General features: G+C 41.2%; 4 protein-coding genes. All 4 read right to left on the reverse strand.

What is annotated here, in order from left to right; all coding sequences use genetic code 11:
* Positions 1–357 (reverse strand): hypothetical protein (locus tag ACO6FI_RS12250; RefSeq protein WP_485457581.1); only part of this gene is annotated, 357 nt, incomplete at its 3' end.
* 17 nt (positions 358–374) lie between these two features.
* Entirely contained in the window at positions 375–7301 is a 6927-nt protein-coding gene (locus tag ACO6FI_RS12255) for an InlB B-repeat-containing protein (RefSeq protein WP_485457582.1), read from the reverse strand.
* 13 nt (positions 7302–7314) lie between these two features.
* Complete coding sequence (locus tag ACO6FI_RS12260; RefSeq protein ID WP_485457583.1) at positions 7315–8922, reverse strand: N-acetylmuramoyl-L-alanine amidase family protein; 1608 nt, start codon at positions 8920–8922, stop codon at positions 7315–7317.
* Between the two features lie 762 nt (positions 8923–9684).
* Positions 9685–10365 carry a hypothetical protein gene (locus ACO6FI_RS12265; RefSeq protein WP_485457584.1) on the reverse strand — a complete coding sequence of 227 codons (681 nt, stop codon included), beginning with the start codon at positions 10363–10365 and terminating at the stop codon, positions 9685–9687.
* Between the last annotated feature and the right edge of the window lie 356 nt (positions 10366–10721).

The raw sequence follows: 10721 nt of genomic DNA on the forward strand, positions 1-10721 counted from the left end.
CCACGACTGTACCGCTTCTGTTCCTGAATTATTATCTATGGTAGCAGTTAAAGTTAAAGTGCCTCCAACATCAAATGCTCCTGAATTATTTAAATAAGGAAGATACAGTTTGCTTCCATCATATACCATTCCTTTATAGCTAGAAGTAATTGCAGCTCCTGATGTTCCACCTGCCACATACAAATCTTTTACAAAAGGTACCTTAGCTCCATTCTTCGATCTGAAATCAAACTTAAAGCCATTTGGTTGCGGACCTGGCGTAGCCGCCATCGCCGGCATTGCCGGTGCGAGCATGGCAAGAGCCATACTCGCAGACAATGCAGCAGCTAGTTTTGCTTTTATTGTCTTTCTTCTCATTTTTTCTCCTATGTCACTTAGTTCCAAGCACCATTGGCATCTACTGTGTAGCCGTCAGGAGTCTTCTCTCCGGCATACATAGAACCATATGGTCTGACACTATTGTTCAAGTAGTTCCACTTGAATGCAGCGGCATCCCATGCATAGGTATTCTCAGGAGTATTGGTGTTAAAGTAATACCACTTACCACCGATATTTTGCCATCCTGTAAGCATATCACCGTTTTGGTTAAGGTAATACCATCTACCGTCCTGCTTATCAAGATGCCATCCTGTTACAAGGATGCCTGTATTGTCATTCATGTAATACCACTTGTTTGTCTTAGGATCCTTTACCCAGCCTGTTACCATCTGACCGAGGTCAGGACCTTCATTGGTATTCATATAATACCAGTTACCGTTCTTTGAGTCATATACCCAACCTGTTGCCATAGTTGACTGACCGTCAAAGTAATACCAGCGAGAAACTCTCTTTCCGGTACTGTCATTGAAGGTGATCATACCCCACATATCATTGATAGGTGTTCCTCCGTTAAGTACGAATGACCATCCCTTTGTTACAGGGTTCTTCTCCCAAGCACCGTCTACACCAAGTACGAACGCTCTTACATTACTGCCTTCGTTTCTTGCTGTACTCTGCTGTGACTTCTCTCCCGGAGTCAGAAGCTTACTTCCTCTACCGCTTGATGAGTTACCACCGCCGCTGGCACCGCCGGTTCTTCTGTTTCTGGCATCAGCTCTGTCAGTTGAAGTATTTGAATACTTGTCAATAAGTCTTCTAAGTGCATCTATTGCCTGCTGAAGCTCTGCCCAGTTTGCCATTCTAAGGTATGTTGTACCGTCAGGAGCTACAAGATCTCTTGCCTGTCTGAGGGTCTCAAGTGCATGTGCAATTGCCTCATTGATCTCGGCAACCTCACCTGCCTTAAGATACGGATCTCCTGTAAGATCTTTAGCTATATCTATAGTATCGCCAAGATCTACTCTTGCCTTTGCTACTTCTTTTCTGTTGTCAGAATAGTAAGCATAGACAATTATTCTCTTAGTTACAGGACTGGTTGTATCATATACGGAAAGCTTATCTTCCTTCTTTGACCAGTTCACATAATCATATTGTACACCGTAAATATCTTCAAAAGGAGTCTTAAGTGAGTTCGCTACATTATTTTGTGCATATGCGGTAACCACTGCATAATCACTTGCATAGTAGCTGTCTTCCACATTCTCTTTTCTTCTTATCTTAAACCTCTTATAGAAGTTTCTGCTTGTATCATTAAGATATAAATGATCAAGTGCAGGCTTGTTATCTACAAATGTAACCTTGAATGTCTTTGAGTATACAACTGCATATGTGTGTAACAACTTTCCTTTGAACTTAACAAGTCCCGCATTGTTTGCTACATCAGTTGTAATTGTCACTTCTACAGGGTTGATATTGCCTGAAGCATCAGGTGTCACATCAAATATCTGATAATCAAGCTGATCGACATCTTCTGCCGGAAGCTGTGCTATCACATCCACATCTGCATTTGATGCCGTTGCAGTAGGTATAGCATTGTTTACAAGTCTTCCGTTTACATATCTTTCAAGCTCAATGTCCAAGCTGTATGCTACAGTATGTGCATCAGGATGGTCCATACCTGATATTGAAACAGGTTTTACGGCAGTCTTCTCATTTGTCTTTGCGTCTCTCTTGTTGAATACAACCTTATATTCTATATTCGCACCGTTTACACTGTTAAGTGATCTGTCAAGCGGTGTTGTAAGTGTATTTGCAAGTCCCGGAATCTGATCAGGATCAAGTCCGAACTCACCGACACTTCCGCCTTTTATCTTTTCTGCAAGGTCCGCATCATCACCGGCTACCTTAGTCGGCTCATATACAGCCTTAAGAACGATATTTGAATTTGAAAGAGTGAATGTATAGTCAGCCTGTGTTATGTTACCGCTAACTCCTACAGCTCTTCCTGCAAGTACTTGCCAGTATAAGAAGTTCTTTCCGTTTGAATTTACAGGATCTGCATGAATTACCACAGCATCTCCCGCTTTTGCTTCATTATAGGAGTCACTTCCCACACTAGTGCTTCCTACAGACACTACATTTCCATTCTTGGTTTCGACAATGTACTTAGGTGCATCTGCCATATCACCAGGGTTTGCAATTATCTGATTTCCGTCAGGAAGCTTTGTAAGTGGATTTGGAATAGAAGAATCACCCTTCTTTCTTGCCACTACTGTATAAGTTTCATTAGGATTAAGATTGTTGAAAGTAACTGTAGCAGGACCGCTTCCTTGCGGAGTCATCCAACCATTGTCACTTCCGGGGTACTGTACGACATTTCCGTTCTCATCTATAAGTGCATAGTCTGCATCAGGATCTGCCGGATTGACAACTATCTGTGCCATACCGTCATTTTCAGGGTCATATCCTACATTGTAGTTATTATCTACTGTAGGTACATACACATCCTGTGGTGTTGATACAGATGTACCTGTGACAGATGTTCTAGGTTGTCCTACTGTTGCGACTGTATCAGGTGTACCCTCCTGTACGTCATAATGTGCACCAGGGATAAGGTTTGGAACTACTGTTCTGTTACCAACGCTCTCTCCCGGAACCACTGCTACAATATTTCCGTTCTTGTCACTTATCACATATACATTTCCAGGTGTTGTACCGTCTATCACTATCTCACCACTTCCGTCATTGCCTATACGTCCTGAAGGTGTGATATTTCCGGTATTTGTACCCCATGTATTTGGATCTTGACTGAATACCGCAGTATATGTTGCATGATTTGTCAGTGTGCTTGTCGCCTGCATAGGTGTTCCGTTAGGATCCTTCCAGCCGTTGAATATGTAGTTAGCTACAGGTGTAGCTGTAGGCAACTGTGCAGATATCTGATTCCATGTGTAATCATATGGAATATGTAATGTAGCCGGAGCTGAAATAGAACCGTTAGTTCCTGCTACGAAGTTGATATCAAACCACTCATTAGGGTTCTCACCAAACTTTGCATACAGAGTAATCGGATCGGAATCTGTTGTATGCCAGAATCTTGTAACATTTACAGGAATTGTGCACGCATCATCCTCAAACCATCCATCAAACTGATAATAACGATTTGCTGTTGTTCCAGGTACATAGTTTAATGCCTTTAATCTGTTAAAGGTATATGCCGCTGCATCTCCTGCAGGTGTTGTATCACTTACAATCATCTCATGTGTTGCTGGAGACACTAATGTACCTTTGTTGTAAACTGTTGAAACTGCAAAGTTTACATTCTTCCATTTGCTTGCATCATGGTCAAGCTTCCAGTCAACTCTTGTCGGAGAAGACGGTGGAAGTGTAGGCATATTTCCAGTTACGTCACCTGTTGCAGTATTTACTGTAACAAGACCTGCAGGGTTCATATCTACTGTAGATGAACCGCTAACCCACATATAACCGTATAGCTTATCTCCGGTTGTAGTTCCAAGAGCTGGAACTCCGGCTGATATAGCTGCACTTGGTGCAAGCTGGTCTATCTCACTTGCAAGCATTGTATCTGTGATTCTGTCATAATATCTTCTTATGAGATTTGACGCTGAATCAGGTTTGTAAACATAAGTGATAATTACATCCTGGTTCGGCATATAGCCTGAGAATGTACCGTCAGTTGTTCTGTTGTCCACTACCAAGAATCCCGGAGTTAACAATCCAAGAACATATGCTGAAGGATTCGGTGTTTCTCCTGCAGTAATATCATAGTGGTCAAACTGATAACCCGCTATATTCTGGGGTGCAGCTGTGATAGCCTGCTCAGCTCTCTTTGGTACTGCAGTGATGCCTGCTGCCAAAGGATTGCCTGCCGCATCCTGATGACGTACCGTATAGTTGAATGTTGTGCTTACATCCACTTTATAACGATAGTTTACACTAATTCCCATTGCAGGCATACTTGGAAGATCAAAATGACCTGTAGTAATATTTAGATTACCTTGACTTGCCGGCAATCTGTTTGCAGTATCATAGAGATATCCAGGAATACCAGGTGTAGGTATCAGCGGATCTGCTGTCACATGCTGTGTAATAGTATGGTTTTGTGTATCTGTTGCAAAAGTAACAGACAATGCCGGATTTGCATTCTTATGTGTAACAGTTACAGCATAAGGTGTTGTTCCAGGTGTCCACTTTGCATAGACTCTTGTCACTCCTGCCGTTGTAGGGTTAGGGAATGCTGTAAAAGCGCCCAAGTCGGTATCACCTGTGGTAAACGTTCCGCTTCCGTCAGCATCGGTATATGCAAACCATCCGTTAAATACATATCCGCTCTTTACCGGAGTAGGTAAAGTAAGAATAGATGTCCCCATAGGATTTACAGGCTCTACAAGATCTGTAATCACATTTCCGCCCTGTGTATCAAAGGCATAACGAACTTCATTTCTCTTTAACTTAATTGTAACATTCACATCCTGGCTAGGCATAGCTACAATAAGCTTACCTGTGGCATCCACAGTCACTCCTGTAGGAAGCGCTCCTCCTGAAGTATCTACAGCATCAAAGATATAACCTGTAGGTGCAGACAGCGGAATCTCAAACTGTGAACCTACCGCATATGACTTCTGATATGGGTTTGCATTTATAACAGGTACTCCGCCTACCATTGGCACAACAAGATTTGCATACGGGATACTTGAGCCGTTTTCATCTACATAGGTAAGAACTAAATCCTTTATATCTGTTGTTATATAGATAACATTTTGATTCTGTACCACTGAACTTGCTTCACCTGTAACTGCGCTTGACTCATCTCCTATTACTATATGCTGACCGTTTGTATCCGCAGTAAAGTTGGATACCGAATATGGGTAATTTGCAGGTCCGGATACAGGCCTGCCCTCAAAGTCAATAAGTGTTGTTCCCATACCTGATGCGGTAGGAAGATTTTGACTTAGAGTAACACCGATACTTGTAGCCGCATCCACCTCATTGTTTTTCTTTACCATAAACGGCTTGTTACCAAGTGATACATTGAGATCTTTTATCTTTGCAGGATCAGATACCATCGCCTTGTTACCTGTAATATTTACAGTACCGTTTAATCTAGGATTTGCAGAAGATGTTATCTTGATAGCTGGTCCGTTCTTTAAAGACTTGTTTCCTGTAACGGTAGCTGTACCGCCCGGAGAGTTCAAATCAAGGACTGCACTTCCTGATATATCCATAACAGAAGGGGTGTTGCTTCCGTCACTTGCATCATCTACATATGCATTCTCAATCTTAGAACCTGCCTTCAATGCTACTGTACCTGCACTTGCTTCTATAAGAGGTGCATTAGGCTTTGTGGTAACACTTGGCTGTGAGAAATGAGCCTCATTACCGTCTACATTGACGTCTCTAAAGCTAAGTGCTGATCCGTTGTCCTGTACCTTAAACAGTGGACCTGTAAAGTTATCACTTCTCTTTATAGTAGCAGTATCAGTCTTTATAGTGGCTGTATTGTCATGATTGTATCCTTGACCATAGCTTCTACCAGCCGGTAGTGCATTGAAGTCCGCTGTCTGAATAGTGATATCAGTACCGTTTGGAATTGTAACTGTACTGCCTATCTCAGTATCCGTCTGAAGATAGATATAGGCTTTCTTTGCACCGTTTGCCTGAATCTGTGCTACTGCATCTGCTATACTTCCTACAGGATTACCCATAAATCCCGGTGCACCTGCATTAGTATCAGCGCCTGTAGCACCTGTCTTTACATAGTAAACACATGGCTTTATAGATAGTATAAATGTAGCTACTTTTGTCTCACCTGGTAAAAGGTTAAAATAGGCTGAAAAAGCACCTGCACTGTCTCCAGGATTTACAAAACCCGAACGGCTCTGTGAAAACACCCATCTTGAGTGGTACAACGGGTTAATATTACCTGTCCAATCACTTCTAGGCGTTTGTGACCAAGAACCCACCCATACTCGGTTTTCTGAAGGATCATTTGTAGGCCTCTTTGTAATACCTGCACCATTACCTGATGTATATATATCAAATGTAGTTTGCCCAAGTGGATCATTGTCCTTAGAGTTGTGAAAATGAACCCCTTCAAACTTGGCACTAGAATCCCCATGTGATGTAACAAATATAGGCACATTATCCTGAGTTGTAATCATGGTATCAGTCTCATTACCCACCATAAAATCTACAGTGCTTGTTCCAGGGTTGTATGCAGTATATTGAACCACTATATACTGATCATCATCTGAAGGCTTAACTTCCTGACGAAGCTGAACAGAATTTGTTCCCTCATTCAATGTCAATACTTCACCATCATAGTGTGTTCCACTTCCATGCAGGCTATGAATTTTAGCCTGTGACGTGCTTGGAAATAAAGGGTTGTTAGGATCATCATTCGTAGTTCCACTGGCAACATTATCCCAAGTTTGCACAATAGGATCTAGCGGGTCTGTAGCATTATAAGGCGAACCTCCACTCTTATTCTGCACATCCGTACCTATACGATAAGGCTTACCAAATGCATAGTAACCATGCCACCAGTTATCTCTAAATGCTGAAAGGATAGTAGGTTGTGTAGCTGCTGTAGATGCAGCACTTGCTGCCTGTGAATTATCATAGTAACCACGAGTATTGTTCGATCTTGAATCTGCATCAGCAATACCTGCTATATTAAAAGTATAAGTATCCGTTGCAGTACCGCCATTGGTTCCTCGATGGAGATTACCCGGATCTCCCATTACAAATGCAGTTGAATCTGATGAACCGTAAGTAAAATTACCTACTTGTGAAACATACTTATTGTTGTTTCCTGCCCCCACATTCAAATCTGTATTCGGTTGCAACCCCGCAGCCTGCGAGGTCATACTCCCCAGCGGAACCCCTGTAAGGACCATGGCTCCTGCAAGCAATCCGGCAGTCGCCTGCTTGATCGTCCTTATTAAACTGTTTTTCTTCATATCTCTCCTCTAACTATCTGTCAAAGAGTACGAAATCACTGTCCAGATTGTTTGCACCGTCTGTTGCGAATGTGATCTCTGCACCCCATCTGTCATTTCTTTCAGCAGTAGAGTCATAGTGATAGAATCTACCGTTTTTCTTTCTCGGTCTGTCGCCGTCAGCCACTCTTGCTACGAACTTTGAGTTGTCAACTATTATCCAGTTGCCCTCGCCGTCTTTAAGTATCTTCTGACCCTTTACCTGCTTGCCGTTTGCGTCTACGACAACATATTCACCGTGACCTGTTCTTGTATCACGAAGAATTCCGTACTTAAGGTCTCCGTCAGCGTCCAATCTCAGACCGTTATAATAGAACTTGTCATTGCTCTTTGCAAGTGTACACTTAGCTCCGATAGCCTTACCGTTATCTCTGAAACCGAATACCACATTCTGGTCTCTAAGTGAAACTGTCACTTCACCTGTAACCATAGAACCGTCGTTAAGCTCATCCGTACCGAAGAGATACAAGTTACCTCTATCTATAGCTGCTATAGGTGAGTTGATTGCGTCTGTAAGGAAGTCTTCCTTATTCCACTCATCTACATCATACTTGATACCGAATGTACCGTCTTCAAGCATTACTACAAATCCTGTCTGCATACGACCTATCTCATCGAAAGCGTATTTTCTGCCAAGTACTGTAGCAATCTTGTCTTTGATGACATCTCCGTTCTTCTTTGTTCTGAACCAGCTGCGCTCTTCTGTATCGTAGTCATCCTGACTCATCACTTCATTCGGAACTGTGAATGTCCAATAGTCATCTCTTTGCTCACCGTCCGTATCAAGCGAACCATATTTTACTCTTGCGTTACTTGAAGTCGCTCTGACGTTTGCACTTCTAAGTGAAAGCTGCGGTATCATTACACCGTTTTCATCAAAGAGATAATCCTTACCGTTTATCTCTCTTTGTTTTGAACGATCTGTACTGCTTGCTACGTACTTTCTACCGTTGCTTCCAAAGTAGAGCCACATCTCGTCATACTCGCTGTAGTTTCTCTGTGCAAGCTCTGAATATCCCGGATTCTCACCCACCTGTGAGTAGAGTAACCACTGATCTTGAAGCATTGCTCCATCATCTCCGAAATAGTATACGGCAGTCTTAAACGGATTTTCATCTTCTACAGCATTACCCTCCGCATCGAAGAATCCTGTCTGCATTACTCCGTCATCATCGAAGAGATATTTCTTGCCGTTTATCTCTCTTGCGTATACCCTTCCTTCCTTACCCTTGTATGCTTTACCGTCAGGACCGAAGAAGAACCAACCTTCATTGTCGTCATCATCTTTGGTCTGTACCCAACGGTTTGCAGCCATAGCTCCATTCGCATCCAAGTAATAAGAGCTGTCTCCTATGGTAATGATTGAATCTTTTACCATATTGCCGTCATCGCCTAAATAGTACCATGCCTCGCCCGACTTACGCCAGGCATCAGACACTGCGTTGTTGGCACTATCAAGGTATCTCCACTCACCACTTGAGTTATCCCAGCCCTCTGCATGTGCAGTGCTTGGGAATACCAAGAGAAAAAGAGCGGAAATAGCCAGTAAGCCTGCTTGACTTACTAACCTCTTTTTTTTCATCAAACCACCTCCTTGATTTTTTGTCAACCGAAATACAGAGTCCTATATCATGCTCAACATACATTCTCCATATCACTGTTCAACATAGCGGCATTAACTCAGTCTCTTATATCCGGTTAATTTATTTATATATTTTCTCCATGCAAACAAGGCAACACTAAAAATATCTGCCAAATATATCAGTATCACTTTCTTCTTAGCATAAAGAAAAATATATCATATTCATATTGTAAAAACTCACTCTAATCTACAGTTTTATATATTTTTGTATCTCATATAATAATAAGTTCTTACACTTTGTGGAACTATCATCAACAATCAGTTCCTCTTTTCAATTCGCCATAAATCACCATTAAGATTTATGCCTATTTCAAACCTGCTTATGTCATAATTTACCTCACCTATCCGACAATCGCTAATTATACTATTATATTTGCATAATACTACAATATAATAGTATTAAACAGCAACTTTGTCAAATAAGTCAGCCGGATGAATATCATATATTTTTATTGTTTTTATATATTAGTCTAATTTAAACAGTCAAGTTACAGTGGTTATATTATACATGTTTTTCAAAATTTTAGCATATTTTTATTATTTGTCAATGACAAAGTTTGGTTTCACCCAATATGTTTTATATAATTTTATTTTCTTACTTTTTCATAACAAAAAATCGAATGAGTTTTCAATATGCTTATGCATATCTTAAAATACTCATCCGATTTCATTATTTATATCCTATATTATTGATGATTCTATTTACTTCTTTGCTGTTGTCTCAGGTGTCTTAACATCTGAAGGTGCCTTTGTTTCAGCGCCTGCATTATCAAGAGCTATCTTGTCCTCTGTAACTATTGCTACAGCACTGTCTTTTGTTATATTCTTGTCTTTATCTACAGATACTACGAAATAATATCCTTCAGACTCAAATACCACTGTACTGTCACCCTTCTGACCTACTGTGAGCAAAGCCTCGTTTGACTCAAGTCCTTTTTCTTCTTTTGCTTCCATCTGATCCGTTACATCGCTAAGTCTTACCTTATCTGCTGTAAAACTGAGTACATCTCCCGCCTTACCGCTTACAGCCTGCAACATATATCCACTTGTTCCGTCATTATAGTAGTGGAACTCTCTTTCAGGATTTGTATACTTTACCAGTCTCTCTCCCGCATCTTCTTTTATATCATCTGATGCCGGATCTCCGAATGCCTTACCTATATCGTCATATGACTCATCAAGGTGATTTGCTATATCATAGTTTATATCCACTTTTACTGCAGCTGCTGTTGTAGTCTCGGCTGTAGTGCTTTCTGCTGCTGTTGTACTCTCAGCTACCGCCTGGCTTGATTCATTGGTATCTTTCTTTGAGCCGCATCCGCTAAAGAGTAATGCGCTTCCCATTGTTAATCCTAAAACTGTTATTAAAAATCTTTTTTTCATAGTTACCTCCTAAGTCAAACGGCAAGACCGCCTGAATTATTTCGTTATCTGACACTATATCACCACATCCTCCTAAAAACAAGCCTTATATATGAAAGTATTTTTAAGAAACATAGTATTTTTTTATAAATACTGCTATACTTACTATGTTGTCGTCTCCCAATCTGACAATAAAAAGAAAGCTTGGAGAGTCTCCCCTCTCCAAGCTTTCGCATTGTGATTATAATGAGCTGTTTCGTTCATCTCATGTATGATGATAAACTTTAATCAGCAAAAAGTCAACCCCGACTATGATATTACAAGCTTTGCGGCGCCGTATATTCCGGCATCATTTCCAAGCTTTGCGATTACTATAT

Source organism: Lachnoanaerobaculum sp., from assembly GCF_057250505.1.

Coding starts and splice junctions, on each gene's coding strand:
- ACO6FI_RS12255 (WP_485457582.1), bottom strand. CDS start 7,301: ATGAAGAAAAACAGTTTAATAAGGACGATCAAGCAGGCGACTGCCGGA.
- ACO6FI_RS12260 (WP_485457583.1), bottom strand. CDS start 8,922: ATGAAAAAAAAGAGGTTAGTAAGTCAAGCAGGCTTACTGGCTATTTCC.
- ACO6FI_RS12265 (WP_485457584.1), bottom strand. CDS start 10,365: ATGAAAAAAAGATTTTTAATAACAGTTTTAGGATTAACAATGGGAAGC.